Source organism: Paraburkholderia sp. CI2, from assembly GCF_014201055.1.
Taxonomy (GTDB): Bacteria; Pseudomonadota; Gammaproteobacteria; order Burkholderiales; family Burkholderiaceae; genus Paraburkholderia; species Paraburkholderia tuberum.
Map to the genome: position 1 here is coordinate 322,690 of NZ_JACHDL010000003.1, position 26,392 is coordinate 349,081.

Sequence of the window (26,392 nt, forward strand, 5' to 3'; positions counted from 1 at the left end):
ATGGATGAAATCGGAGTCGTCTATCGCAATATCCAGCGCGCGGATGCGGAGGTGGCAGCGAAACTCGGCGCGCTCGGTTCGGCCACCGTGCATGAAACGATGGGCCGCACGGGCCTGCTCCAACCGTATATGCGCCCGATCTATACCGGCGCGCGCGCGAGCGGCACGGCCGTCACGGTGCTGCTGCAACCGGGCGATAACTGGATGCTGCACGTCGCGGCCGAACAGATCCGGCCGGGCGACGTCGTCGTCGCGGGCGTCACCGCACAGAGCACAGACGGTTACTTCGGCGATCTGCTGGCCACGAGCTTCAAGGCGCGCGGCGCGCATGCGTTGATCATCGACGCCGGCGTGCGCGACGTCAGCGTACTGACCGAAATGAACTTCCCGGTCTGGAGCAAGGCGATTTCCGCGAAAGGCACGGTCAAGGCGACGCTCGGCTCGGTGAACATTCCGGTCGTGTGCGCGGGTGCGTTGGTCACACCGGGCGACGTCGTCGTTGCCGATGAGGACGGCGTGGTCGTGGTGCCGGCGGCCGCCGCGCAAGCCGTGCTCGACAAGGCTGCGGCGCGCGAGGCCAATGAAGCCGGGAAGCGCGCGAAACTCGCCGCTGGGGTGCTCGGTCTCGACATGTACAACATGCGCGGGCCGCTCGAGCAGGCCGGACTGCGCTACAAGGACTGACAGGCGTGGTCGCAATGATCAACGATCCAGCCACGCGCGCGCCGATCACCGGCATTTCGTCGATGGCCATGCGCCAGGCGCTGGCCGAACTCGTCGCGTTCTACGAGCGGCGCACGGGGCAAGGCGTCGCCATCGAATCGGTCGGCGGCGTCGATGCGGCGCGCCGGGTCGAGGATGGCGAAGTCTTCGACATCGTCGTGCTTGCCGCCGACGCGATCGAGCGGCTCGTGGTGACGGGTTGCGTCGAGGCGGCGAGCCGCGTCGGGCTCGCGCGCTCGGGCATCGCGGTCGCGGTCGCGGCCGGAGAAACGCACCCGGACATCGCGTCCGAAGCAGCGCTGCGCGACGCGATTCTCGGTGCGCGCAGCATCGGTTACTCGACGGGGCCGAGCGGCACGCATCTACTGAAGCTGTTCGAACGCTGGGGCATTGCCGGGCAGATCGCTTCGCGTATCGTGAAGGCGCCGCCGGGTGTGCCGGTCGGCACGCTCGTCGCGCGCGGAGAAGTCGCGCTCGGCTTTCAGCAGATGAGCGAATTGATTCACGTGGCGGGCATCGACGTGCTCGGCGAGCTTCCGGCCGCCGCCCAGTCCACCACGACTTTCACCGCCGCGATCTGCACGGTGGCGCGCCAGCGTGAAGCAGCCCAGGCGTTGCTGGCGTTTCTGGCCTCGCGCGAGGCCGACGGCGCAAAGCTGCAAAACGGCATGTCGCCGGCTTGATGGCGGGCGGCGCTCGCCGCCCAGGCTTGTGTCCTTGCCTTTTCCGCCTCCATCTCTTTGCGCGAGCGCATGCTCGGCGTCGAAACGCTGAAAGCGCCGACCGGCACGCCCGATCGGATGGAGGAGGCAAAACGCTACGAATGAAAGCGGATTCAAGCCAGCAGCTTGCCCCACTCGTAATCGATACTGTCCGGCGTGAAGGGCAGCACCCCCGCGCCGGGCGTAAATGTAAGTTCGCCGAAATAAACGAGGTCGTCCGGCGCATACAGGTCGACGCGCACATAGTCGAAGTCTTCGCACAGACGGGCCGCGACATCGAGCACGGCCTGTAGATGCGGCGGGCGCGGAGCGGGCAACGCGCTGCGCTTGTAGTCGCCGATTGCGATATCGAGGTGATTCCAGTCGGCGTCGTACACGTCGCCGTGCGTCGCGTTGCCGAATCGATCCGAGATCACGAGGATATAGATGATCGGCCCGCCAGGACGGCCGCCAAAGCAGTGCATTTTGAAATCCGCCGGAATCTGGCCGCGCCGATCGAGCAGCAACTGCTCGAAGAAAACGCGCGGCTCGATCGTCCGATAGTGCCGCTCGCGCCCAACGTAATAGAATTCGGTGCGCAACCATTGGTCGGCGAGCTTCTTCAGCTTCTCGAACGAGGTCTCTGATTTGTTTCTCACCACTTCGACGTAGCTGCTGCCGTGATTGGCTTTCATTACGAAAGCATCCGGCAGTGCGTCGAACACTTTGGGCGTGAATGCATCGGGCACTGCGATCAGCGGTATCAAATGCTTGTCGCCGATTTTCCGGGCAATATATTCCCGCACCAGAAGCTTGTCGGTCAGGTCGATATAGCGCGGATCAGGATGAAGGTTGCGCTGCAGGATCTTCTCATTGAACGTCACCGGACGAATCAGGTTCGGATAGCGGCCAATGCATTTGTGATGTAACAGGCTTAGGAAAAGGGCGTCCGGCAATAGCGTTTTCGCCGCTTCCTTGATTTTTCTCGCGGTAGATGGCGATTGCCCGTGCGCCGCATGCGCACCGGTGTGCAAGCCCGGCTGCCCGCAGGGCGCGGCCAGAGCACTGTCGCCGGAGCGTAAGGAGGCCATGTTTTTCGGCGCGACGGCCGCATCCTGCGCGGCCAGTTCGGCGGATTTGATGATCGTCATGTTCTAATCCCTTTGCGGTCGAGTCGACGAGTCGTCCTCGGAGTAACGGGAATTGAAATCAAAGTGTCAGCGGCGCTTGCCGCAACATCTCGGTCGCGGCACTCCAGCTTTCCTCCGGCGTCAGCCAGCGTTCCTCCGCATCCACATGCTGTTGCGCGCGGAATTGCGTCGGCGACATGCCATAGCGCTCCTTGAATAGCCGCCCAAGCCGATTACCGTCGCCCATTCCGCAGCGGCGCGCAATCTTGTCGACCGGCAGATCGGTGTTCTTCAGCATCGAGCGAACGATCTCGAAGCGTGTGCGCAGCAGATATTCGAGCGGCGTCATGCCGAACTCGCATTTGAAGCGGCGCTGGAAATTGCGCTTGCTCATCGCCACCGATTCGGCCGCCTGCGCAACCGAAATAGCCTTGCTGTAGTTTTCCTTGATCCAGCGCGCCGATTCGCGAATCTTCTCCGTCGTCGTCGTGATGTTGACGTCGTCGAACTCGGAGCGGCTTTTCTCGGCGTAGCCGGTTTGCAGGATGCGGCCTATCTTGCGGGCAGTGTCGGTATTGATGTCGCGTTCGATCTGCGCGAGCGCGAGATCGGTCGGCGTCACATTGCTTTGCGTGCGCGCGGCGTCACCGCTGTCGTCGAACAGAAAAATCGGCACGATCGATTGCAGCGGATCGTTGCAGACGACCGCGAGATTCGCACCCTGTTGCATGCCGAAAGATGCAATCGATCCTTGCAGCGAGATCCACGACAGAAAGCGGTCGTTGGATTCCGCGACTTCGGTGACGTCGCGGCAGGCCACGAAGAGCGCGTGGAAATCAGCGAGGCAGTAGCGTTCGAGGCCTTGCGTCCAGATCGATATGCCGGACGAACTGGTCACCAGACCGCCGCCGTCGGATACCACGGTAAACCGGTATGGCGCCTCTTCGCCAGCCGTTCTCTTGAACTCATTGGCAAGCCGGAACGCGTCGCCGATCGCGCCGGTACTTGCCATCGAACAATCCTGAAAGACGAATAGACCAATGTGCTTCATCACGCGAGCTTCTCCAGTCAGGAAAATCTACGCATTGAGATTAGCGCATCGATTTGGGCGAGACGAGCTTGGCCGGCATGCGTGGGTGTTTTGGCGTAATCGTCAGGATTCAAGAAATTCTTACCTCGCTATTCGCAGAAATGCGTGCTACTAATTAACGTTGCACGGAATTTTTTTCCCGATCAATTAGCGCGATTCTTGCAAGCGAAATGCTGGGGCATCGGCGGAATGCGCCGAGTGGCTTGGATTCGGCGCGATTTGCGGGATAACAAGGGCATTCCTGACACTTGAGCCGTGCAATTGGCGTTCTGTCGCGATGTACGATGCCTGTCGTATTACTCTGTTACAGCAATTGCAGATCGCAACAAGCCTTTCCGGCTTCTGTTTCATTTGTAAAAGGCTCCGCATTATCGGCCAATAGCACCCTACTTTGGGCCGCAGGCGAATGCCTCGATCCTTTGCGGACTATGCTTCAGCGCAACATCGAGAGAGAAATTGTCAATCGCGGATTACGTGAATGGCGGGCTTCGCATTTGCTGATTCGTGAGAAGAACAATCGGCAATGCCGCGGTGGATAAGCAATAGGTGTGTAGCCTTCCGTGGTTCGAGAGGTCCCGAACACGCTCCCCGACCTAACCCGACACAGCACGTCGCTTCGCCGTGCTGCCAGCCAATCGAGGGTCTATCCGGCCGGCGGCATAAATAGCGACGTGGCGACGCAAAGCGATCGCCGATCGTTTTGTTTCATCAACCTGCAAGGATCAGACCGGTGGATTACTATCCGCAAAACTCGCTCTATCCCGCTGTTGATACCGAGCGTAGACAACTCAGTGCCCGCGCGATGCTCACGCTAATGCGCGACCACATCTGGGAGATCGTGGTGACGACGGTCGTCGTCCTCACGTTCGCGGTCGCGTATCTTCTGATTGCCACGCCTATCTATTCCGCTGACGTAATCATTCGCGTGGACCCACCCGAGCCAAATGCCCTCGGACTCGCGTTGCAGAACCAGGAACTGTTGCCGCCACCGACGCCGTCGTCGGTAACCGAAATGGCGGTCATGGAAAGCCGTGCAGTTTTGCAGCCGGTGATGGACCAGTTCCGTTTCGACATTTCGGTGAAGCCGCACAAGCTTCCGGTTCTCGGCGACATCGCCGAAAAATTCGCTACACCGGGACAGCCCGCGGCGCCGTGGCTCGGGCTGAAATCGTTTGCATGGGGCGGCGAGCGTGTGCAGATCGCCGCGCTCGACGTGCCGCGCGAACTCGAGGAAGAGAAGCTGACCTTGACCGCGCTCGACAATGGCGCGTTCGAATTGCACGGCCCGTCCGGCGAGTTGCTGGCGAGTGGCACGGTCGGCATGCCGCTCAAGCAGAACGGCGTGTCGATGCTCGTGAAGGAACTCGCTGCGCGGCCGGGCACGAAGTTCGAGGTGATCCGCTGGAATGAGCTCGATGCCATCAAGCGCTTCACCAGTCTCGTCAAGATTGGCGACAAGGTGAAAGACTCCGGGCTGATGCAAATCCAGTACCGCGACAAGAGTCCGGACAAAGCCGCGGCCGTCGCCAATGCATTGGGAGAGCAATACCTCGCATCCGCGGTGGCGAGCCGGCAAGCGAACGACACGCAGACGCTCGCGTTCATTAACGGCGAACTCCCGCGTCTACTCGGCGATCTGCGAAAAGCCGAGGAAGCGCTGAAGAACTTCCGTTCGAGCTCGCGATCGATGCAGCCGACCAACGAGGCGCAAGCCTATTTGCAGGGCGGCCTCGATCTCGACAAGCAGATCGCGGCGCTGCAATTGCAGCGCACGCAAATGCTCGAGCGCTATACGGAACAGAGCCGCTGGGTGCAGAACGTCGACGAGCAACTGGCGCAATTGAAAGATGCGAAAGCGAAATTCTCCGACCATTTCAACGGCATGCCCGCGTCGGAACGCGCGAGCGTCGATCTGATCCGCGCGCAGAAGGTCGCGGAAACGGTGTATCTCGGCATGGTGCAGAAGGCCGAGCAATTGCAGGTGCGCCGCGCCAGCACGACGGGCGGCGCGCATATTCTCGATCGCGCGATCAGACCGCATATGCCGGTCATGCCACAGCCGATTCTCGTGCTCGGCGGCGGATTGGTGCTCGGTATCGTGTCCGGCGTCGTGTTGGTCTTCATGCGCCGCCACGTGATGATCGGCGTGACCGACCCGCGCTACGTCGAGCGCCAGATGAGCGTGCCGGTGTTTGGCGAGATTCTGTTCAGCCATCAGCAACTGCTGCTCGACCGCGATGCGACCGCGGGGCGCAAATCGCTGCCGGCAACAGCCGGGCGCGCCCATCCGCCGATGCAGAAGAGTCTGCACGAGATTCAGTTCGATTCCGGCGTCCAGAACAGGATTCTCGCCGCGCGCTTTCCGCACGACACATCGGTCGAAGCGCTGCGCAGCGTACGGACCGCCGTCACGCGCGATCTCGCGCATGCACGCAACAACATCGTGATGATCATCGGGCCCACGCCATCGGCCGGCAAGAGCTTCGTCGCCGCGAATCTGGCGATCCTCCACGCTGAAATCGGCTCACGGGTGGTGCTGATCGATGCCGACATGCGACGCGGTCATCTCGCCTCGCTATTCAACGAGAGCAATCGTGGAGGCCTTTCCGAAGTACTGTCCGAACGCCTGCCGCTCCGCAATGCGCTGCGCTCGACCCGCATCGACGGATTGACGTTCCTGTCATGCGGCGTGCGCCCGGAGAACCCCGCCGCGCTGCTGATGAGGCCGCACCTGAAGGAAGTACTCGAGCGGCTGTCGAGCCAGTTCGATCTGGTGATCATCGATACGCCGCCTTTCCTCGCGGTCACCGACGCCTCGATCGTCGCGAACGAGGCGGGCGCATCTCTGCTCGTGCTGCGCTCGGGCATGCAAAGCGAGGAGGAGATCGCCGACACGATCAGAAAGGTGGAGCGCGCGGAAGGGCGCATCGCGGGCGCGGTGTTCAACGGCATTCCGCTGCGTCGAAGCACGAAGAACTATGGCTACGAAACGAACTATGCCAGCGATTTCGGCGAAAGCGACGTCGGACAGCAAGCGCCGCGAGGCGCCTGAGCGTGTGGAGACCCCAACGCGGTAAAAGCGCGTTCGCGATGGCGTAAAACGGAGAACCAGATGGCCTTTGCAATCAACGGAAAGTTTACTTCTCAGTCCATCACGGGGGTTCAACGCGTTGCGTATGAGCTGACGCGGGCCATGCAGATGCGCGCCGCGCCCGGTGACGAACCGGAAGTGTTCGTGCCGCAAAACGCCGTCGAGCCGGGGGCGCTGCTCAAACCGCAACGGCGCTTTCCGTGGCTGCGCGGCACGCTGTGGGAGCAGATCACGCTGCCAATCGCCGCACGCGGCATCACGCTGCTGAGTCTGTGCAATACGAACCCGCTGTTCAAGCACAGTCAGGTCGTGATGGTTCACGACATGGCCGTCCTTGACATGCCGCAAGGCTTTTCGAGGAAATTCCGGCTCTGGTATCGCATCTGTTTCGCGCTCTTGCCGCGCACCCATCCGATCGTTCTGACGGTCTCGACGTTTTCGAAAATGCGTATCTGCCATCACCTGAAAATCGACGAATCGCGCGTGAAAGTGGTGGCGCCCGGCGCGGATCATTTCGACCGGATCGTTGCCGACCCATCGGTGCTGCAACGGCTCGAATTGAACAAGGACGCCTATTGCGTGATCGTCGGCAGTCTCGATCCGCGCAAGAATCTGCGCGGCGTGCTCGATGCGATCGTGCGGCTCGGGCATCTGCGCGACGTCAAATTCGTCATCGTGGGAAAACAGTATCCGCGCATCTTCAGCGGTGCAGGCGTCGAGCATCCTGTGCATTCGCGGCAGGTCGTGTGGGCAGGTTTCGTGTCGGACGCGGAGCTGAAGGCACTGTACGAGAGCGCTGGCTGCCTCGTGTTTCCGTCGCTGTACGAAGGTTTCGGCCTGCCGCCTCTGGAAGCGATGTATTGCGGCTGTCCGGTGATCGCGTCGGCGCGCACGTCGATACCGGAAGCATGCGGCGATGCCGCAATGTACTGCGACGCGACCTCCGCGGACGACATCGCCGCCAAGATCGCGCAGATGATGAGCGACGCCGATCTTCGCCAACGTTATCGCAGCGCGGGGCTGCTGCATGCGCGCGAGTTTCGCTGGGAGCGCGCGGCGCAAACGGTGCTCGAAATCCTCGATGTCAAGACTGGCGAGCGGCTGCCCGAACTGACGCCGCGCGCGTCCGCGAGCTAGCGATGGGTGGGCACGAACATGGATCGCATGAAGACCCGTGCTGGCAGAAGACGTGCATTGCGCACACTCGCCGCGTTGGCGGCGGGTGCGGCCGCGCCGTTATCGAGTCTCCGGCCCGCTCTCGCATTGGTACCGGACCCGGCGCCCGCGAACGCGCGCGCCCGCATGATGACCGATCTGATCGGCACGAACGGCTGGGCCGGATCGGCCGCGGACATCGAGATGTGGCGAGCGATGGGCATTAGCTGGGGCCGTGACACGGTCGGCCCTGGTCAACCTGATCGGCCCGGCGAGGCGATGCGCATCGACAAAACGAGCTCGGCGTTCGATATCGATCTGCCGTCGGCACTGTTGCGAAACGAACGCAATGGAATCGGTTCGCTGTTGATGCTCGGCTATACGCCGAGATGGAATGCGACCGTGCCCGGCGACAGCAATTCGGCACCCGTCGACGTGGATGCGTGGAAGCAGTATGTCGACGCGGTGGTGCGCAAGTATTCGGCGCCGCCTTATAACCTGCGCTATTTCCAGATCTGGAACGAGGCGGCCGGCAGGTTGTCCGGCGGCTTGCCGCAGTCCGTGTTCTGGCACGGCCCGGAGTTCAGCAAGGACGAAAGACGCTCGAAACCGTATGAGCGCGCGATGCAGGATTACGTGGAGCGGATTCATATTCCGGCGGCCCGCATCATTCGCAGTTATCGCGCGTATGTGGTGTATGGCGGCTGGCCGGACCAGGGCGGCCTCGATAACTTCCACCGCTGGCTCGAATATCGCAGTCCGGTCTTGAAAGAGCGCATGCTCGATTGGGTCGACTACATCGACACGCACTACTTGCCGGTTGCCGATATGGAATCGCTGTACCAGCGATATGTGAAGAACGGTCCCGCGCGTGGCATCTGGCAAACGGAGATCGGCAACGAGTACATGAAAGACCCGCACTATTTGCCGCGTTATTTCTTCGACTTCGCGGTGTGGGCGCTCGGCAGGAATTGGGACGAACCGAACAAGTACCTGTCGATGATCTATCACTGGGACGGCTATGAACCTTTTCGTCTCACGCATCCCGGTCCGCCTGAACGAACCTACAACGTTTCCGGTCGAAGCTTGGTCGTGTTGCATCAAACAGCGGGTGGGCATCTGGCGAATTTTTCGAAGCCGCTGCAATGCGGTCCGGGTGTTGCTGCCAATGCCTTGCTTTCCGGCAACGACCTCGTGATGCAGGTGAGCAGCAGCGCGGGCTGGCAGAACATTTCCATCGGCGGGCTGCAGCCGCTGCGCTCGCACGCGGTGCAGGTCGATTTCATCGATGCGCTGAGCGGCGAGGCGAGCGCACCGGACAAGGTTGCACTGAGTTGGGACAACGATTTGATGAACGTGCGATTCAAGGTACCCGACCAGGTGAACGGCGCTGGCAATAATCCACCCAAACATCTGGCTTATCTCGTGGTGCGTCGTGTGACGCAGGCAGTGGCATAGCGATATTTCGCGAGCATGACGACCGCCGGGAGCCGGCGGATCGAACCTGACGGATAGCGTTGACACATCATGAAGCAGGTCACCATTGCGATTTGCAATTACAACTACGAGCACTATCTGGCCGCGGCGATCGACTCGGCGCTCGCGCAGGATTATCCGGCGACCACCGTCATGGTCGTCGACGATGGCTCGACCGACGGTTCGCGCGCGATCATCGAAAGCTATGGCGATCGCGTACTGACGTTGTGCAAGAAAAACGGCGGGCAAGTATCCGCCTACAACCATGCAATCGCGTCGCTCACCACGGAGTACGTGATCCTTCTCGATTCCGATGACGTGCTGTACCCATCCGCGGTTACCGAAGTCATGCGCTTTTTCGAGGGCGGCGAGTGGGCCAAGGTGCAATTCCGGCTCGACGTGATGGACAACGAAGGCGCATTGACGGGTGCCTACGTGCCGAATAGCGAGCCGCCACACGACTGCGGCAGGCTGCTGCGCGGCGGGTGGCTCTATCCGTCCCCGCCCGCGTCTGGCAATGCTTACCGGGTGAGCGCGCTCAAGCAGATCTTCCCGGTTCCCGAAGAGGGCGTGAATCGCTATGGCGCGGACTTTTATGCGATCTATGGCGTCGCGCTGGCCGGACCGATCGCTACCGTGTCGAAGTCGCTAGGCGGCTACCGGGTGCATAACGCGGGCAGTGATACGGTGTCGTTCGCGAACTCGGAACAACTGACGAAAGCACCGCGCGCGTTCAACATGCGCTGGGCCATTCTGCGCAATATCGCCAAAGATCGGCTCGACATAGAACTACCGGCAACATTTCTCGACTTCTCACACGAGAAAGCGACATTCTGCTCTTCCGTTTATCGCGCGACCCTGTTCCGGCGTTGGCATTGGATGATCCTCGATTCGCGTAACTATCTGCACACGATCATTGCAAATCCGTTCTGGAGCCTGAAGAAGAAGCTCGGCACGCTCGTACTGTCGAGCCTGTGTCTCGTGCCTTATTCGCCGCTGTCGGATTTCGCGGTGCGTTATATCGCGAACCCGCTCGCGCGCCGTCGCGTCGCAGGACGCTGAGGCGAAGGAGGACGGCATGGATAGACGAACGAGCGCCAACCTGATCGTATTTGTTTACGCCGGTTATTTCATGAGGTACGTGTACCTCCTGATCGTCGTGCCGTTCTATGGCCGGGTGCTCGGCGTGGCCGAATACGGCCGGGTACTCGCGTCGATGTCGCTGATGAACGTGATATGGATGCTCGTCGGCTTCGGCTTTACCTTTGTCGGCATGCGCGAGGTGGCGAAAGCGCAGTCGACCCAGGAATGCAATGCGATCTATTCGCTGCATGTCAGCGCGCGGCTGACACTCGCCGTGATCGGCGCGGGCATCGGCATCATTGCGACGTTCTGTTCACCGTTACTGTCGGAGCGGCCGCTGATCGGCCTGCTCGCGACCTTGCTAGGTATCGTGTCGGCATGCAATCTCGGCTGGCTGTTTCAGGGGCGGCAACACATTCGAACGCCGATCATGATCGAAGTGTTCGGCTTCGCGCTGAGTCTCGTGCTGGTGCTGACTCTCGTCAAAGGACCGAACGATGCCGTATGGGTGTTGGCGAGTCTGCTGATTGCGGGTATCGCGTCCTTGATCATTGCCTACGGTTTGACGACGTGGCAACTCGGCTGGCCGCGTCTGGCGTTTGCCGGCGTCCTGCCGCTCGTGCGCCGGTCGACGATGCTGTTCTGCTATTCGTCCGGCTCCGTCGTGCTGACGGCATCGTCGACGTATTTGCTAACCTTGTTCTCGACGCCGGCGGAGGTCGGCTATTTCGGCGCGGCCGAGCGTTTCGCGACGATCGGACTCAGCCTGATGGCCCCCGCGGCGCAAGTCTTTATTCCGACGATAACCCGGCAACTCGCGCAGGGCGACAAGGCGGGCGCGCATGTCACGACGCGGCGCGGCGCCATCTTGCTGCTCGGCTATGGCGTGCTCGTGCTGTGCGGCGCGTTGACGCTGTCGCCTTTCGTGTTGCCGCTGATTCTCGGCGCCGCGTTCGAGCCGAGCGTGCACGTGTTGCAGGTGTTTGCATGGATGTTCCCGTTCGCGGCTTTCAACGAGTTCGTCGCGCTCTATGTATTCGTGCCACGCAGGAGAGACCGGGTGCTCGCGATGGCCGGCGTCGCCTCGGCGCTGGTCAATCTCGCAGCGGCGCTCGTTCTCGCACCGCGTTTCGGCGCGATTGGCATGGCCTCTGCTCGGGTGATCGGCGAAGCGGCGCTGTCGGTGACGCTGCTCAGCGTGTTGATTCGCCTCGAGCTGGTCGGGCTGTTGCCCGGCGCCGAGCGCGCGCTCGAGCGGGTGCGGGTGGTGTGCGGACTTAGTACGCAGGCGGGCGGCGCAAAGGACGATTGAAGTGGCGCGTGGGTGTGTGGGAGTTTGGGTGGATTGTCACAGGAGGTCGAAGTGAAAGTCGCTATTGTTCACGATTGGCTCGTAGTGTCCGGCGGCGCCGAGAAAGTATTGAAGAACATCATCGAGTGCTTCCCGGATGCGGATGTCTTTTCGATTGTCGATTTTCTCGAAGACCGCGATTGCGTGAAGGGGAAGTCCGTCAACACGTCATTCATCCAGAAGATGCCGTTTGCGCGAAGACGATACCGCGCCTATCTACCGTTGATGCCGATTGCGATCGAGCAGGTGGATCTGTCAGGCTACGATCTCGTCATTTCGAGCTCGCACGCGGTCGCGAAAGGCGTGTTGACCGGGCCGAACCAGATGCATATCAGCTACATTCATTCGCCGATCCGCTATGCGTGGGATCTGCAACATCAGTACCTGCGTGAATCCCATCTCGACACAGGGCTGCGCTCCGCGTTGGCGCGCGTGCTGCTTCATTACATTCGAGGCTGGGATTCGCGCTCCGCGAACGGCGTCGATCATCTCGTCGCGAATTCTCAGTTCATTGCGCGGCGTATCAGAAAGGCCTATCAGCGCGAAGCGACCGTGATCTATCCGCCGGTCGATCTGGTGAACATGCCTATTGGTACGGAGAAAGAGGATTTCTACGTGACGGCGTCGCGGATGGTGCCTTATAAGCGTATCGATCTGATCGTTCAGGCCTTTTCGCAAACGCCTGAACGCAAGCTGGTCGTGATCGGCGACGGTCCCGAGATGAAGAAGATCAAAGCGGTGGCCGGCGACAACGTCCAGATTCTCGGGCATCAGCCGTCCGATGTGCTGGTCGATCATTTGCGGCGCGCGCGCGCGTTCGTGTTCGCGGCGGAAGAAGACTTCGGCATTTCGGTGGTCGAAGCGCAGGCATGCGGCACGCCGGTGATCGCCTTCGGCCGCGGTGGCGCGCTTGAATCGGTGGTGGGATTGCCGCTCGAGCGACCCACCGGGGTTTTCTTCGGTGAGCAAAGCACCGCGTCGTTGCTCGAAGCCGTTACCCGGTTCGAGAGCAACGCAGCCCTATTCGACGCACGCGTGTGCCGCAAGAATGCCGAGCGGTTTTCGTCGGAAAACTTCAAGAAGGCCCTGATGGGCTTCGTCGACGCGCGGCTCCCGTATGCGTGCGTCGAACAGTTTCTTCCCTATGCGCCGAGTCAGTCGCTGCCGGCCGAAGAACGTCATCTTGCCGACGTTACGCCCTGAGTCGGGCGCTGGGGCACGGGCTGTGCAGCTCGCGTGCCCACGTTGCCCGCCTTGCGCGCTCCGCGCGGGCCGGGGCTGAATGCGGTGGCCGCCAGCGGACGCGCGGCTAGCAGCAGCGAGATCACCAGAGAAAGAATCAATACATTCGACGGCGAAACGAGCCGATGCTCGGTTGCCGACATCACCAGCAGGCAAACCGACGAAATTTCGACGAAGCGGAACGCCGCGAACTGGCGGCCGCCCTCGACCAACGCGGCATACGCCGCCCCCTGCCTACTCCACTCGATCAGTCTCCAGAAGAACGCGAGGATCAGCGTCAAGCCCACTACGCCGAGCTCGGCGAGGATATTCAGGTACGAGTTGTGAGCGTGCGAGTCGCTGTGCTCGATCACTATGTCGGACGGCACCGCGAACAGATGGAAGTACGAGGTGAGGCTGCCGATGTGGTCGTCGAAGGAGCCGAAGCCGAGACCGACGAGCGGGCTTTGCACGAAATACGCGAGCGCTCGCGGCCACAACCACTCGTAGCGAATGTCGAGGTTGTTGACCTTGGCGTCATTGGCGTGAATCGCGAACGTATAGCCCATGTAGTCGACGTTCGGCTGGGTATGGTAGATCGCGACGGCGACCGAGGCTAGCAGCAGCACGGCTATCAGCGTGCCGAGAATCCAGCGCTTGCGGCCAAAGTACAGATAGGGCAGAACGGCCGCCGCGCCAAGCAGCGAGCCACGGCTGTAGGTCGAAAACAGCATCAGCACATTGCAGGCGAGCAGCGCGATCAGCAGCTTGCTGCGTTTTTGCAGGTAGCACGCTATGCCGAGACAGAACAGCATCGCCAGGAAGCCGCCGGCTGCGTTGCGCGCAATGAAGTAGCTGCCGAAACTGTCGGCCGGATTAACGAAGATGCTGAACAGCCCGTTCGTGGCGATGTAGTAGACGTACATCGGCAGATTGATGACGACCGCGAAAATGAACAGCGCACGCAGTACCTTGTGCAGATCCCAGCGGTGCGCATACACGAAACCGGCAAAAATGGGCGCATAGGAAATGAAAAAATTGCCGTCGCGCCGATAAAAGTCGAAGTCGAGGAACGACTGCGGATCATAGAGCAGCGTCGAGACGGTCGCGAGCACCGCGAAAGCGGTAAGCGGCGCGATGAACGCGGGATAACTGCGGCCGTAAAAGCGCCATGCCAGCAATAGCAACGGGACAAAGCCGATCGCACTGATGGGCACGAAATTCGTGACCGTCAGGAAAAGTGCGAGCAGCGAAATATAGGCCATTGCAACTCCAGAAAAACGAATGGCGCGCCGGTTGGGGTTGTGCCCATGCGCTGGATGATGGCGAGATTGGAACAGCGGAAAACTCACAGTGTGGGCCGCGCGGGGATCACACCGCTGTTTATCTTCGACATGAATGCCACAGGACGTTCATCAAACGGTAGCACGTGTCGCTGCTTATTTCCAATCGCGCGCCCTGCAATAGAAGTGCAAGCTCGTTCGCAAGCTTGTTAAATCAAGTCCGCGAGCACCGCCAAAACTTCCGCGCTTCGCGCCAGATGGGCTGCGTCGCAATGCGGTCTAACTATGATGAATTCATCGGGGCACGATGTCGACTAGATCCGATGCAGGTCGTTTGCCGCATTCGATCTTTCGTTTCAATCGTTTTCCGGTCGTCGTTGTCGAGCAGACCATTGCGATTCGGCCAGTCAGTTTCCGTACTTCCCGATCGAGCCGGATCGCTGTAGGCGCATGCATCTTTCACTGCGAACTGAACTACTGGTCTGGTCCGTTTGACGCGCACGCCCTGTCATGAATCACATCAGACGGTATTTGCGTGGATCGCGGCACACCGCGTTATGCGGTGTCCTCGAGGGAAACGCGTTCCCGAGCCGGTTTCAATGCGAAGGAGTGAGCGATGGGCAAGGTTACCGCGGCAGCAGCCGCAGCGGATGTCGAAACGATACGACAGGATTCTGCCGAGGCGGAGTTTCCGACGCTGGTGCAGGTGATTCTCGCCGGTGGTTCCGGCACCCGGTTGTGGCCGGTGTCGCGCGAACAGTTTCCAAAACAACTGATCGACGTGATCGGCAATCAGACTTTGCTGCAAGCAACCATGGGGCGCATGGCGGGTTTTGATGGTGCATGGAACGTCGCGGCCGATCCCGTGATCGTCTGCGGAACCGAGCATTATTTCGCCACTTACGAACAGGCGCGCGAGATCGGCGTGAACGCGCGGATCGTGGTCGAACCCGCGCGTCGCGATACGGCGCCGGCATTGACGCTTGCCGCGTTGACGGCATGCGCGGAAGACGAAGACGCCATTCTGGTCGCCATGCCCGCCGACCATGCGATCGCGAATCTCGGAGCGCTTCACCACGCGCTGGACATCGCCGCGAGGCATGCGCGCGACGGCGCGATCGTCACGCTAGGCGTACCGCCCGAACGGCCCGACACGGGCTTCGGTTATATCCGGCTCGGCGACGCGTTGCCAGACGGCGCGCGCCGCATCGAGCGCTTCGTCGAGAAGCCCGCGACGGAACTCGCGGCCCAGTACGTCGCGTCGGGCAATTACTGGTGGAATAGCGGCATCTTCGTCGTGCGAGCGTCGGTTTGGCTCTCCATCATCGAGCGGTTTCAGCCGGACATGCACGCGGCCTGCGTTCAGGCATACCGCGACGCGAAGAAGACTGAAGAATGCATCATCCCGGACGCCGAGGGGTTTCTGGGATCGCCGTCCGACTCGATCGACTATGCGGTGATGGAACAGCTTGGCAAACCGGAGTCGGCGTTTTCCGGCGTGGTGGTGCCGCTAGAAGCAGGCTGGTCCGATCTCGGCTCGTGGGATGCCGTATGGCAAGCGACGGAGAAGGACGACTGCGGTAACGCGGCCAGCGGCCGCGTGGTGTTCGAAGGGGCCACCGCGACCTACGCACGCTCGCAAGGAGGCAGGCTTCTCGCCTGCGTCGGCACCAGCAACATGATCGTGATCGAAACCGACGACGCGGTGCTCGTCGCGGATCGCTCGCATGTGCAGGACATCAAGGGACTCGTGTCGCGGATCAGGGCCGAGAAGTCGCCGGAGGCCGATGCGCACAGAAAAGTGCGCCGCCCGTGGGGCTTTTACGACTCGATCGATCATGGCGAGCGCTTTCAGGTGAAGCGCATCGTCGTGATGCCCGGCGGCCGTCTGTCGTTGCAGATGCATCATCATCGCGCCGAGCATTGGGTCGTGGTGTGTGGAACCGCACACGTCACGCGTGGGGAAGAGCAGTTTCTTCTTGGCGAGAACGAATCGACCTATATCCCGTTGGGTGTTCGCCATCGGCTCGAAAATCCGGGCCGCGTGCCGCTGCAGATCATCGAGGTGCAGTCGGGTACTTATCTCGGCGAAGACGACATCGTTCGTTTCGACGACAAGTACGGGCGTTGCGGCTGATGCGACGGAGTCGACCTGCTACGTCCTATGAGGGGGCTGTGATGCGATTGCTGACTGGTCTACTGGCGAGAGCGTTCGACGTCGCGATGATCGTGGCTGGGGCATTTGCGGCCTCCCAGATCCGCTTCGACGGCGGCTCGCAGCGGAGCTTTTATTTCGCCTTCGTCGCTTTTGCCGCGGCGTTCGCTCTCGCGGTCTTTCCGGCGCTTGGCGTCTACGAATCGTGGCGTGGCCGCTCGAAAAGAGTGCTGGCGAGCCAGGTGGCGCTCGGCTGGCTCGTCGTGCAGGCCTGCGCGATGGTGCTGATGTTCTCGCTGCACCGGATCGATTTCGTGTCGCGACTCTGGTTCGTGTACTGGACCGGTATTTCGGGCGCGGCAATGATGGCCGGCCGACTGGTCACGCATGCGTTGCTTGGGCGCATGCGTCATGCGGGGATGAACTTGCAGCAGGTCGCGGTGGCGGCGTGCGGCGAACATTGCGACGAGATCATCCATAAGATCGAGACGTCGCCCGCGGCCGGCTTTCGCGCGAATGCGCTGTATAACCTGCACCCCGGCTGCTGCATTGCGCCGCGCTCGTCGGTGCAGGTCTTCGAAGAACAGGGTGCGTTCGCTCGCTACGTGCGCGAACAGCAGATCGGCGAAGTGTGGCTGGCGCTGCCGCTCACCGAGGAGCGCGCGATTCTCAAGCTGGTGGCGGAGTTTCGCAACGACCTGATCAATGTGCGCTTCATGCCCGACGTGCGCTCGCTTGCGCTGTTCGAAGGCAGCATGACCGAGTTGCTCGGCTTGCCGACGATCAATCTTGCCGCGTCGCCGCTGCCGCCGAAGGCGTTGGTGCAAAAAGACCTGTTCGATCGTCTGTTCGCGCTCGTCGCGTTGATCGCGATCTCGCCGATTCTGCTGAACTGCGCGATCGCCGTCAAACTGAGTTCGCGCGGGCCGGTGTTCTTCACGCAGCGTCGCAAAGGCGCCGACGGCCGCGTGTTTACGATCTACAAGTTCCGCACGATGCGCCTGCACGAGCAGAAGCCGGGCATTCTCGAACAGGCCACGCGCGACGATCCACGCATCACGACCGTCGGCGCGTTCCTGCGCCGCACGAGTCTCGACGAACTACCGCAGTTCTTCAACGTGCTGCGCGGCGATATGTCGGTGGTGGGGCCGCGCCCGCATGCGCTCGAACACGACGATCTCTATCAGAACATCGTATCGGGCTATATTCACCGTTATCGGATCAAACCCGGCATTACCGGCTGGGCGCAGATCAACGGCTATCGCGGCGAAACCGATCGCCTGGAAAAGATGGAGGGCCGCGTCGCACACGATCTGTACTACCTGCGCAACTGGTCGTTCTGGCTCGACATGAAGATCATTCTGGCCACGATTTTCAAGGGGCTTCATCATCCAAACGCGTACTGAGCATGATGCTATCCGGAGTTGAAAATATAGTAAGACGATCTGCGAAGCGGGTCTCGCTTTACCGCTTTCACCACGATCACGAATTGCAGGCGAGAAAAATATTGGAGCGACTCGAAAGCAGGTATGGCAAGACCGATCCGAACAAACTGCGGCTCGCGGACACCTATGCGCGAGACGTGTTCGGCGACCCGGTCTACGCACCCTGGCTGCGCGTTTATACCGCGTTTTGCGGCACCTTCAAGGAAGGCTGGATTCCGGACAACTACTACGGCATCGTCGTCGTGCCGCAAATGCAAGGCTGGTACGGCAAGATTTCGAGCCTCAAACCCATTTCACGGCTGATCTTCGACGGCGACGAATTGCCGGACATCGCGTACTTTGCCAATGGGCTGTTCTTTACCGACAAAGGCGTCGTGGTGCCCGAGCGCGATCTGACAGACGTCGTGTTCGAGCATACCGAACGCGTCGTATTCAAGCTCGACGGTTCCGGACAGGGCAACGGTGTCTACTTCTTCGACCGTGCCAACTTCGACCCCGCGGTCATCAGGTCGCTCGGCAATGGCGTGGTTCAGACGTTCATCAACCAGCACAGTCTGTTCGCTACGTTTGCTGCGAAGCCGGTGGCGACATTGCGCTTCACGACCGTGGTGGACGAGGCCGGTCGCATTTCCATTCGGGCCTGCTACTTGCGACTCGGCAGAGCGGACGATACGCATGTGCTGAGCGATCGCGAGATATGCGTGCCGGTCGAACTCGAAACGGGCGAACTGTGCGACAAGGGGTATATGAGCGACTGGGCCGCGGTGGACGCGCATCCAGACTCGGGCGCGCGCTTTGCGGGCCTGAAGATCCCCTGTTTCGAGAAATGCGTGGCCACCGTGCTACGCCTGCACAGGAAGATTCCGTTTGCGCGCTGCATCGGCTGGGATCTCACGGTCGACGCGAACGGCCAGGTCAAGGTGATGGAGTGGAACGGCAAGCACAACGACGTCAAATTCAGCGAGGCGACGCAAGGCCCGTGCTTCGCGGATCTGAACTGGGAACGGCTCAGGGCCGAACCTGAGTTTGCACGGCTGTCACTGGGCTGATCGGGCAGGCCAAAAAAACGTAGTAGGAGACGCGACGTGAGCGAACAGTTATGGTGCGTCCATATCGAAGGACTGAACGACTTCATTGCCGTGGATTCGGAGGAATCGGCGCGGTACGAGGCGTCGCAGATCAATGCGTATATCGATCGCGCCGACAGAAGCTCGCGCGCCGCCCGCTTGCGCGCGGTGGTGGTCGAATGGCCGTATGGCGCCGACGCTCACGCAAGAGCGCTCGATGACGACTGGCACGATCTGCAACGTATGCCACACAGACAGCAGGCCGTCGCGCGGTCCGGCGGCGCGTTGTCGAATCTCGCGCGGCGCGTTAGAGAACTGCTGAGCGTCGCGCGCACGGGGAAGGACGATGCGTGAAGCGCGGCTATGGCAAACCGCGTTATGCGGGCAGTGGCACGTCCTCGATCAGATCAGCATTTACCGCGCGAATCCTGCGATCGACAAAATAACCGCCGCCTTCGACATGGCGCATGTACAGTCGCCCGCAGGTCGAGCACTGCCATACGCCGCAGCGGTTGTACGGGAAAATAGCGCGGCGCGACCGGCGCATCGGCCGACCAGTAGCTCGTCTTATCTGGCAGATATTCGCTGAAGGTCGGCTCGGGATCATCCTCCGGCACCAGTGTGCCGGTCTTCTCGAACAGCGTTTCGTCGAGCGACAGCGGTTGCGATTGCCAGCCGTCGAGGGGAGTGCCCGTGCATTCGCAAGGCGCGGCAGCGCGTTGTTGCACCGGGTGCCGCTGCGCCGCCGCGCCGCCGCGCGCGCGAGATCGAGAAGGCTTGCAGCGTTCAGGTAGTGCGCCATGTGGCTGGTGGCAAGGCGCTCATAGCTGTTCATCATCCGGGTCGCGCTGCTCGTTGACCCAGCCGCGCTCGAACGTGCTGCTGGCAATCGACGCGAGCACCGCCGCTTTCTTGACCCGCTGACGCCGCGCGCCTTCGATGACCGCGTCGACATCGGCCGGCGCAATGGCGAGCAGACCGGCCGAGAGGCTTCCCAACCGACGACTGACACCGGCGGGCGCGGCACCTGCGAAAACACCAACGGGCTGCTGCGACAGTATCTGCCAAAAGGCACCGACCTTTCGGTCTACAGTCAGGATGAACTCGACGCCATCGCCGACAGCCTGAACAGCCGGCCTCGTGCAACTCACAACTTCCATTCACCATTCGAGGTCTTCGCCGCGACCCTCGCATCAGCAAGTCAACCTCAAAGCTCTAAACATTAATCCCGCCGTTGCGCTTCACTCTTGAAACCGCCCTTGCTAACTGGGTAGTCGATCAAAATATTACATATGCGAATCACAAAACCAAGGAAACAACGCTAGTAAGTGGGCATGCTGAGGAACGCGAACAGAACGCAACCCAATTGGCCCAAGCTCGCCTGATAGCGGGTAAAGCGGTGCTGGATCAATTTGGCTTCTTGCGTGGAACGGTAAAGACCAGTTCGCGCGTCTATTCAAAGAACGATGTCGAAAACGGCCGGCGTGTTGAAATATCGTTTGAGCCCGATTGTCCTAACAAGTGTTGTACGGGTCAATAGCGCTTACATCCAATGTGCGTTAAGTTGTGATTGAGTCGATCCGCCGCGTGCGGTCGACGCCGCCGCGTGCCGAGCAGTTCGTCGAGCGAGCGGATCTGCTGGCTCAGCGCGGGCTGCGCGGTATGCAGCCGCTTCGCGGCGCGGCTGAAGTTGAGTACCTCCGCGAGAATGACGAAGCACTGTAGAGCCCCGAGGTTCATGCTGGGTAAGAGCGAGCGCAACCAGTGCGGGGTGCGAGGCAACAGAGGAGGGACCCGCCGTGGTGGTGGCGGGTCCGGGATCATTGTTTCGGCGGGAGCGGCGCGAAATGATCCCCGTCACGATGATTGGTGACGACATAGCCATCTCGCTTGCGTATCTTCAGGAAGAACAGCACCGGTGCGGTAGCCGGATCGCCACCGCATTCGGGGGTGTGTTTCTCATGAACCCCGACGATGAAATAGCGCTTCTCATCGGATACGTCGAACATCAGGCATTGGGTGCGGTTGGAGGATAGATGGTGGCTCTGGGTAACTTCCGCTGCCCGGTCCGCTGCCTGATCCGCTGCCTGATCCGCTGTGGCGATCGTCTGCCCCGATGCCATTGCGTGCACGCTGGCGAGAAGCAGAGCGAAGGTCACCAATCGTGTCCTCAAGGTTTTGTCTGTTCTACCGGACGTCATATTGATCGAGATGGCGTGAGCGAATGATGCTGATCAGTTTTGCGCCGTACTGCGGGTCGGTCGCATGGAGCCCCAAATCTATACCTGACAGTCAACGCTCGGCTATGGGCGAAGGATGAAAGCGATAACCCCCAGTGATCGCTGTATCCAAACAATTCATTAGTCAACTATCACCCGGCTTCTGATAATGTGCGCACAAAACAAGCCATAGCGGACGCCACCGTCGGAGCATCGGCGCGGGCTCACGCGACAATCCGGAGGAGACGATGCTGCGACCCAAGGTCAGCCGGGCGGTTCTCGCACTCATGTGCGCGATGTCGTTCATCTTGTATCTCGATCGCGTCAACCTGTCGGCGGCGGCGGGGCTGATCCGCGACGATCTGCATCTGAGCAATACCAACGTCGGCCTCGTGTTCGCCGCGTTCGCATACACGTACGCGCTGTGCCAGGTGATCGGCGGCTGGGTCAGCGACCGCTTCGGCGCGAAGCTCACGCTCGTGACCTGCGCAAGCATCTGGATCGTCGCGACGGTCGCGACCGGTCTCGCGGGCGGGCTCGCGTCGCTGTTCGGCGCGCGGCTGCTGCTCGGCATCGGCGAAGGCGCGGCGCTGCCCGCGCAGGCGCGGGCGCTGACCAACTGGTTCCCGTCGAACCGACGCGGCTTCGTGCAAGGCCTCACGCATTCGTTCTCGCGGCTCGGCAATGCGATTACGCCGCCGCTGATCGCGCTGCTGGTCGGGTATTCGTCGTGGCGGGTGTCGTTTCTCGCGGTCGCCGCGCTGACGTTGGTGTGGGTCGTGGTCTACGCATGGTATTTCACCGACGACCCGCGCAAGCATCGCCATATGACCGCGGAGCAGGAAACGCAATTGCCGCCGGTCCGTCAATCCGCGGTCGAAGCGACGCGCGAGCCCACGCCGTGGCGGCGTCTGCTCAAACGCATCGCACCAACAATGCTCGTCTACTTCTGCTACGGCTGGACCGGCTGGCTGTTCTTCACCTGGCTGCCCACGTTCTTCATGCACGGTCGCGGCCTCGATCTGAAAAGCTCGGCGATGTTCTCCGCGGGCGTGTTTCTGTCCGGCGTGGTCGGCAATACCGCGGGCGGCGTGCTCAGCGACCGCGTGTTGAAGCGTACGCGCAACGTCGTCGCGGCGCGCCGCAACGTGATCATCTGCGCGTTTCTCGGCGCTTTGGTGTTCCTCGCGCCGGTGATGGTCGTGAAGTCGCTGCCGGTCATGGCAGCGTGCATGAGCCTGTCGTTCTTCTTCCTCGAAATGACGATCGGGCCGATCTGGGCCGTGCCGATGGACATCAGCCCGCGGCACGTCGGTGTCGCGAGCGGGCTCGTGAATGCGGGCTCGGCGGTTGCGGGGATTTTCACGCCGATCGTGTTCGGCCTGATCGTGGACCGCACGGGTAGCTGGACGCTGCCGTTCGCGGGCTCGCTCGGACTGCTCGCGCTCGGCATCGTCGCGACCTTCTTCATGCGGCCGGATATTCCGCTCGACGCGGCTCGCGCTCACCCGGATCTCGCGGACATCAATGCGGGCGGCGAATTGCGCTTCGCAGAAAACCTCACGCCGCGCGAATCGAATCGATGACCAGTTGCATCGCCGGCGTGACGCGCCGGTTTCTGCGCAGAATCAGCCCATACGGTGCGAGCCGGCCGCGCAGCGGCGTCGCGATCGCGGCGATCGCATCGAGCGCGACGTAGTACTGCGCGACCGAACTCGGCAGCACGGCGAGCATGTCCGAGTCGCGCAGCAACGACAGCGTGGTCAGAATCGACGAGGTCTCGACCGTGCTCACCGGCGGCGCAACGCGCGACTCGCGAAACGTTTGATCGATGACCTGGCGCATCGGGCTCGGATGCGGCTGGATGATCCACGGATAGCGCGCGAGGTCCGTGAGCTTCGGCCGCATGCCCGTTTGTTTGCCTGTTTTCACGGCCGGATGATCGGGCCGCACGACGATCGACAGCGCCTCTTCCGCCAACGTCTCGAAGCTCAGATCGAGCGCCGGAAAACCATCGGGAATCCGGCCAATCACGATATCGAGCTGATCCTGTTGCAGCGACTGCACGAGCACGTCGCTGGTGTCGATCGTGACCGCCATCTGCAGGCGCGGGTGCGCTTCCTTCAGCTTGACGATCGTGTGCGTCAGCAATTCGGGCGACGGCGCCATCACCGCGCCGATGCGCACCTTGCCGATGTCGCCGGCCTCGATGCCGGCCAACTCCTCGCGCAGCTCGTCGAGATCCTGGAACACGACGCGCGCATAGCGCATCACGGCCTCGCCGAAGATCGTCGGCTCCATGCCGCGCGCATGGCGTACGAACAGCGATACGCCGAGCGTGTCTTCGAGTTCCTGCAAGGCTTTGGTCGCGGCGGGCTGGGTCATCGCGAGATCGTCGGCGGCACGCCGCAGCGATTCCGTTTCCGACAGCGCGACCATCAGTTGCAGATGACGCAGGCGCAAGCGTTTGCGAATGGTGGAGGCGGGCGGGATCATGAGCGATAACTTTAGCGAATCGGCCGATTCGAATTATTCAGTGGTCAGTTATCGGATAGTTTCGCACACTGGCGGTTATCGCAGGACGGCAATCGCAACGCCGTTCGCGTTGACAAGACAAAACCGGAGACGACGCATGACGATGATCGCGAGCCCCGCGCTCGACAGCGCGATTACCAAAGCGCGCACGAGGCTGCTGCCTTTTCTGATCCTGATGTACGTACTGGCGTTCATCGACCGAGCGAACGTCGGCTTCGCGAAGAACGTGCTGCAGGCCGACACGGGCTTGAGCGACGCGGCGTTCGCGTTCGGCGCCGGCATTTTCTTCGTCGGCTATGCGGTGTTCGAAGTACCGAGCAACCTGCTGATGTACCGCTTCGGCGCGCGCATCTGGATGAGCCGCATCATGGTCACGTGGGGCATCGTGTCCGCGTGCACCGCCTTCGTCGACAGCGCCACGAGCTTCTATGTGCTGCGCACGCTGCTCGGCATCGCCGAAGCCGGTTTCTTTCCCGGCATCATCCTGTTCCTGTCGAACTGGTTTCCCGCGAAAACGCGCTCGCAGACGATGGGCATGTTCTATTTCGGCTTCCCGCTCGCGCTCCTGCTCGGCAGCCCGATCTCGGGTCTGCTGCTCGATGCGGGCAATCCGTTCGGCATGCATCCGTGGCAATGGCTGTTCGTCGTCGAGGGGCTCGCGGCGTCGGTGGTGGGCGTCGTCGCTTACTTCTATCTGACCGACCGGCCCGTGCAGGCGCACTGGCTCGATGCCGAAGAGCGTGACGCGCTCGATCACGCGTTGCGCCAGGAAGACCGCCAGAAGCTCGCGCATGGTCCGGCTTCGGTGCTCGCGGCGCTGCGCGATTCGCGCGTACTGTTCTGCGGCCTGATCTACTTCGCGGTGCAGATGAGCGTGTATGGCGTCGTGTTCTATCTGCCAACCCGCATCGCCGGGCTCGCAAGCGGCGGCCATGTCGGCGTCGAGGTCGGAATGCTGACAGCGATTCCGTGGATCGCCGCGATCATCGGCACGTTCTGGGTGACGCGCTACGCCGACCGCCACGGTCATCACCGTACCTGGGCCGCGGCGATGCTCGCGCTCGCGGCGGTCGGCATTGCCGCGTCGGCGATGACGTCGTCGGTCACGCTTGCGATTGCCGCCTTCTGTTTCGCCGCCATCGGTTTCGTCTGCGTGCAGCCATTGTTCTGGACGCTGCCCACCGGTTACCTGGGCGGCGCCGCGGCCGCGGGCGGCATCGCGTTGATCAATTCGATCGGCAATCTGGGCGGCTTCGTCGCGCCGAATCTGAAGGGGCTGGCCGAGCGCGCGATCGGCTCTTCGCAGGCGGGTATGTTCTCGCTCGCGGTGGTCGGACTGATCGGCGCATTGCTGCTGCTGACGTTCCGCTTCGCCCCTGCCGCCTCCCATTCCGTCTCTCATCGCAGCGGCCCGCTCGGCGAACGCCCGGGCCACTGACTCTCTGATTCTCTGAAGGAAATCGTCGAACATGAAAATCAAGCATATCCGAACGCGTGTTTTCGAGTGGAAAGGCAAAGTCGTGCCGCCGCAAGCGCATTTCTGCACGAACGCGGTCGATATTCTGTACGAGCGTGGCGATGCGATGGGGTCGTTCCGCTTTCACGGCTGGCTCGTCGTCGAAGTCGAATGCGACGACGGCACCGTGGGCATCGGCAATTGCGCGCTCGCGCCGCGCATCGCGAAGCAGATCATCGACGAATACCTCGCGTCGATCGCGATCGGCGAAGACCCGTTCGACAACGAATACATCTGGCAGAAGATGTATCGCCGCACGCTCGCGTGGGGCCGCAAAGGCATCGGCATGGCGGCGATCTCCGCGATCGATATCGCGCTGTGGGACATCATGGGCAAGGCCGTGAAAAAGCCGGTGTTCAAGCTGCTCGGCGGGCGCACGAAAGAAAAGATCTGGTGCTATGCATCGAAGCTTTACAACAACGATGATCGCGACGCTTTCCTCGGCGAAGCGGAAAGCTATCTGGACAGCGGCTTCACCGCGATGAAGATGCGCTTCGGCTACGGTCCGAAAGACGGCCCGAAAGGCATGGCGAAGAACATCGAACAGGTGCGTCTGTTGCGTGAACTGGTCGGCGACGAAGTCGACATCATGCTCGAATGCTATATGGGCTGGACGCTCGAATACGCGCGCAGAATGCTGCCGCGCCTCGCCGAATTCAATCCACGCTGGATCGAGGAGCCGGTGATCGGCGACGACGTCGAAGGCTATCAGGAGTTGAAGAAGATGAACCTGATGCCGGTGTCGGGTGGCGAGCATGAGTTCACGAGCTATGGCTTCAAGGATCTGCTCGAACGCCGCGCGATCGACGTGATCCAGTACGACACGAATCGCGTGGGCGGGATCACGGCGGCGCGCAAGATCAACGCGATGGCCGAAGCGTGGTCGGTGCCGGTGATTCCGCATGCGGGACAGATGCACAACTATCATCTGACGATGTCGAGCACCGCGAGCCCGATGTCGGAGTTCTTCCCGGTGTTCGATGTCGAAGTTGGCAACGAATTGTTCTACTACATCTTCGAAGGCGAGCCGCGGCCGGAAAATGGCTATCTGCAACTGTCGGACGACGTGCCGGGTCTTGGCATCAAGTTGAGCGACAAGTATCTTGCCGACTTCAACATCGTCGAATGAGTGGACCGATCCGAGGAAAGCA

20 protein-coding genes and 4 pseudogenes are annotated in these 26,392 nt (G+C 61.4%); 16 read left to right on the plus strand and 8 right to left on the minus strand.

The features are described 5' to 3' along the window. Nucleotides 1–684: a 4-carboxy-4-hydroxy-2-oxoadipate aldolase/oxaloacetate decarboxylase gene (gene ligK, locus HDG32_RS07080; protein WP_184064840.1), complete on the plus strand. Its 684-nt coding sequence runs from the start codon at nucleotides 1–3 to the stop codon at nucleotides 682–684. Nucleotides 685–698: 14 nt separating this feature from the next. Further along, nucleotides 699–1,406: a substrate-binding domain-containing protein gene (locus HDG32_RS07085; protein WP_184064843.1), complete on the plus strand. Its 708-nt coding sequence runs from the start codon at nucleotides 699–701 to the stop codon at nucleotides 1,404–1,406. A gap of 152 nt (nucleotides 1,407–1,558) precedes the next feature. Here HDG32_RS07085 and HDG32_RS07090 read toward each other — a convergent pair whose 3' ends face one another. Together HDG32_RS07090 and HDG32_RS07095 are read right to left on the minus strand one after the other, a co-directional pair. Continuing rightward, complete coding sequence (locus tag HDG32_RS07090; RefSeq protein ID WP_184064846.1) at nucleotides 1,559–2,575, minus strand: ATP-grasp fold amidoligase family protein; 1,017 nt, start codon at nucleotides 2,573–2,575, stop codon at nucleotides 1,559–1,561. A gap of 58 nt (nucleotides 2,576–2,633) precedes the next feature. Continuing rightward, nucleotides 2,634–3,566, minus strand: coding sequence for a GlxA family transcriptional regulator (locus HDG32_RS07095; protein ID WP_184064849.1), 933 nt, complete (start codon nucleotides 3,564–3,566; stop codon nucleotides 2,634–2,636). Nucleotides 3,567–4,374: 808 nt separating this feature from the next. On the opposite strand from HDG32_RS07095, the gene HDG32_RS07100 reads away from it, so the two are divergent. The 6 genes from HDG32_RS07100 to HDG32_RS07125 all read left to right on the plus strand — a co-directional run bounded on the left by HDG32_RS07100 (nucleotide 4,375) and on the right by HDG32_RS07125 (nucleotide 13,003). Beyond that, nucleotides 4,375–6,696, plus strand: coding sequence for a polysaccharide biosynthesis tyrosine autokinase (locus HDG32_RS07100; RefSeq protein ID WP_184064852.1), 2,322 nt, complete (start codon nucleotides 4,375–4,377; stop codon nucleotides 6,694–6,696). A 60-nt stretch (nucleotides 6,697–6,756) separates the two neighbouring features. Next, on the plus strand, nucleotides 6,757–7,872 hold the full coding sequence (locus HDG32_RS07105) for a glycosyltransferase family 1 protein (RefSeq protein ID WP_184064855.1): 1,116 nt from the start codon (nucleotides 6,757–6,759) through the stop codon (nucleotides 7,870–7,872). A gap of 18 nt (nucleotides 7,873–7,890) precedes the next feature. Continuing rightward, nucleotides 7,891–9,348, plus strand: coding sequence for a hypothetical protein (locus HDG32_RS07110; protein WP_184064858.1), 1,458 nt, complete (start codon nucleotides 7,891–7,893; stop codon nucleotides 9,346–9,348). A gap of 69 nt (nucleotides 9,349–9,417) precedes the next feature. Next, nucleotides 9,418–10,428 carry a glycosyltransferase family 2 protein gene (locus HDG32_RS07115; protein WP_184064861.1) on the plus strand — a complete coding sequence of 337 codons (1,011 nt, stop codon included), beginning with the start codon at nucleotides 9,418–9,420 and terminating at the stop codon, nucleotides 10,426–10,428. Nucleotides 10,429–10,444: 16 nt separating this feature from the next. Next, the gene (locus HDG32_RS07120) at nucleotides 10,445–11,761 is read left to right on the plus strand and encodes a lipopolysaccharide biosynthesis protein (RefSeq protein WP_184064864.1); all 1,317 of its coding nucleotides are present in this window, start codon (nucleotides 10,445–10,447) and stop codon (nucleotides 11,759–11,761) included. Between the two features lie 51 nt (nucleotides 11,762–11,812). Continuing rightward, nucleotides 11,813–13,003, plus strand: coding sequence for a glycosyltransferase family 4 protein (locus tag HDG32_RS07125; RefSeq protein WP_184064868.1), 1,191 nt, complete (start codon nucleotides 11,813–11,815; stop codon nucleotides 13,001–13,003). On the opposite strand, the gene HDG32_RS07130 is transcribed toward HDG32_RS07125, so the two are convergent. Further along, nucleotides 12,979–14,286, minus strand: coding sequence for an O-antigen ligase (locus tag HDG32_RS07130; protein ID WP_184064871.1), 1,308 nt, complete (start codon nucleotides 14,284–14,286; stop codon nucleotides 12,979–12,981). The two genes, HDG32_RS07125 and HDG32_RS07130, sit on opposite strands and share 25 nt — an antisense overlap. Before the next feature lie 634 nt (nucleotides 14,287–14,920). Here HDG32_RS07130 and HDG32_RS07135 point away from each other — a divergent pair. From HDG32_RS07135 to HDG32_RS07150, 4 genes are read left to right on the plus strand one after another with little or no spacing between them, the layout of a single operon-like run. Continuing rightward, nucleotides 14,921–16,441, plus strand: coding sequence for a mannose-1-phosphate guanylyltransferase/mannose-6-phosphate isomerase (locus HDG32_RS07135; RefSeq protein WP_184064874.1), 1,521 nt, complete (start codon nucleotides 14,921–14,923; stop codon nucleotides 16,439–16,441). A 41-nt stretch (nucleotides 16,442–16,482) separates the two neighbouring features. After that, nucleotides 16,483–17,865 carry an undecaprenyl-phosphate glucose phosphotransferase gene (locus tag HDG32_RS07140; RefSeq protein ID WP_184064878.1) on the plus strand — a complete coding sequence of 461 codons (1,383 nt, stop codon included), beginning with the start codon at nucleotides 16,483–16,485 and terminating at the stop codon, nucleotides 17,863–17,865. A 2-nt stretch (nucleotides 17,866–17,867) separates the two neighbouring features. Continuing rightward, entirely contained in the window at nucleotides 17,868–18,953 is a 1,086-nt protein-coding gene (locus tag HDG32_RS07145) for a sugar-transfer associated ATP-grasp domain-containing protein (RefSeq protein WP_184064881.1), read from the plus strand. Nucleotides 18,954–18,989: 36 nt separating this feature from the next. Next, nucleotides 18,990–19,325 carry a hypothetical protein gene (locus HDG32_RS07150; protein ID WP_184064884.1) on the plus strand — a complete coding sequence of 112 codons (336 nt, stop codon included), beginning with the start codon at nucleotides 18,990–18,992 and terminating at the stop codon, nucleotides 19,323–19,325. Nucleotides 19,326–19,347: 22 nt separating this feature from the next. Here HDG32_RS07150 and HDG32_RS07155 read toward each other — a convergent pair. Beyond that, nucleotides 19,348–19,773 (minus strand): annotated as a pseudogene (locus HDG32_RS07155) (hypothetical protein). Nucleotides 19,774–19,797: 24 nt separating this feature from the next. Next, nucleotides 19,798–19,951 (minus strand): annotated as a pseudogene (locus HDG32_RS36260) (RraA family protein); the annotation flags it as partial. Between the two features lie 39 nt (nucleotides 19,952–19,990). Between HDG32_RS36260 and HDG32_RS07160 the strand changes: the two are divergent. Then, nucleotides 19,991–20,197: pseudogene (locus HDG32_RS07160) on the plus strand (transposase); the annotation flags it as partial. A gap of 334 nt (nucleotides 20,198–20,531) precedes the next feature. Here HDG32_RS07160 and HDG32_RS07165 read toward each other — a convergent pair. Both HDG32_RS07165 and HDG32_RS07170 read right to left on the minus strand, forming a co-directional pair. After that, nucleotides 20,532–20,711: pseudogene (locus tag HDG32_RS07165) on the minus strand (LysR family transcriptional regulator); the annotation flags it as partial. 80 nt (nucleotides 20,712–20,791) lie between these two features. Continuing rightward, entirely contained in the window at nucleotides 20,792–21,130 is a 339-nt protein-coding gene (locus HDG32_RS07170) for a hypothetical protein (RefSeq protein ID WP_184064886.1), read from the minus strand. Nucleotides 21,131–21,438: 308 nt separating this feature from the next. On the opposite strand from HDG32_RS07170, the gene HDG32_RS07175 reads away from it, so the two are divergent. Next, nucleotides 21,439–22,776 carry an MFS transporter gene (locus HDG32_RS07175; protein WP_184064889.1) on the plus strand — a complete coding sequence of 446 codons (1,338 nt, stop codon included), beginning with the start codon at nucleotides 21,439–21,441 and terminating at the stop codon, nucleotides 22,774–22,776. On the opposite strand, the gene HDG32_RS07180 is transcribed toward HDG32_RS07175, so the two are convergent. Then, nucleotides 22,751–23,686: a LysR family transcriptional regulator gene (locus tag HDG32_RS07180; protein ID WP_184064892.1), complete on the minus strand. Its 936-nt coding sequence runs from the start codon at nucleotides 23,684–23,686 to the stop codon at nucleotides 22,751–22,753. The two genes, HDG32_RS07175 and HDG32_RS07180, sit on opposite strands and share 26 nt — an antisense overlap. 136 nt (nucleotides 23,687–23,822) lie before the next feature. On the opposite strand from HDG32_RS07180, the gene HDG32_RS07185 reads away from it, so the two are divergent. Both HDG32_RS07185 and HDG32_RS07190 read left to right on the plus strand, forming a co-directional pair. Continuing rightward, entirely contained in the window at nucleotides 23,823–25,163 is a 1,341-nt protein-coding gene (locus HDG32_RS07185; RefSeq protein WP_184064895.1) for an MFS transporter, read from the plus strand. A 31-nt stretch (nucleotides 25,164–25,194) separates the two neighbouring features. Continuing rightward, nucleotides 25,195–26,370: an L-rhamnonate dehydratase gene (locus HDG32_RS07190; protein ID WP_184064898.1), complete on the plus strand. Its 1,176-nt coding sequence runs from the start codon at nucleotides 25,195–25,197 to the stop codon at nucleotides 26,368–26,370. Nucleotides 26,371–26,392: the final 22 nt, after the last annotated feature.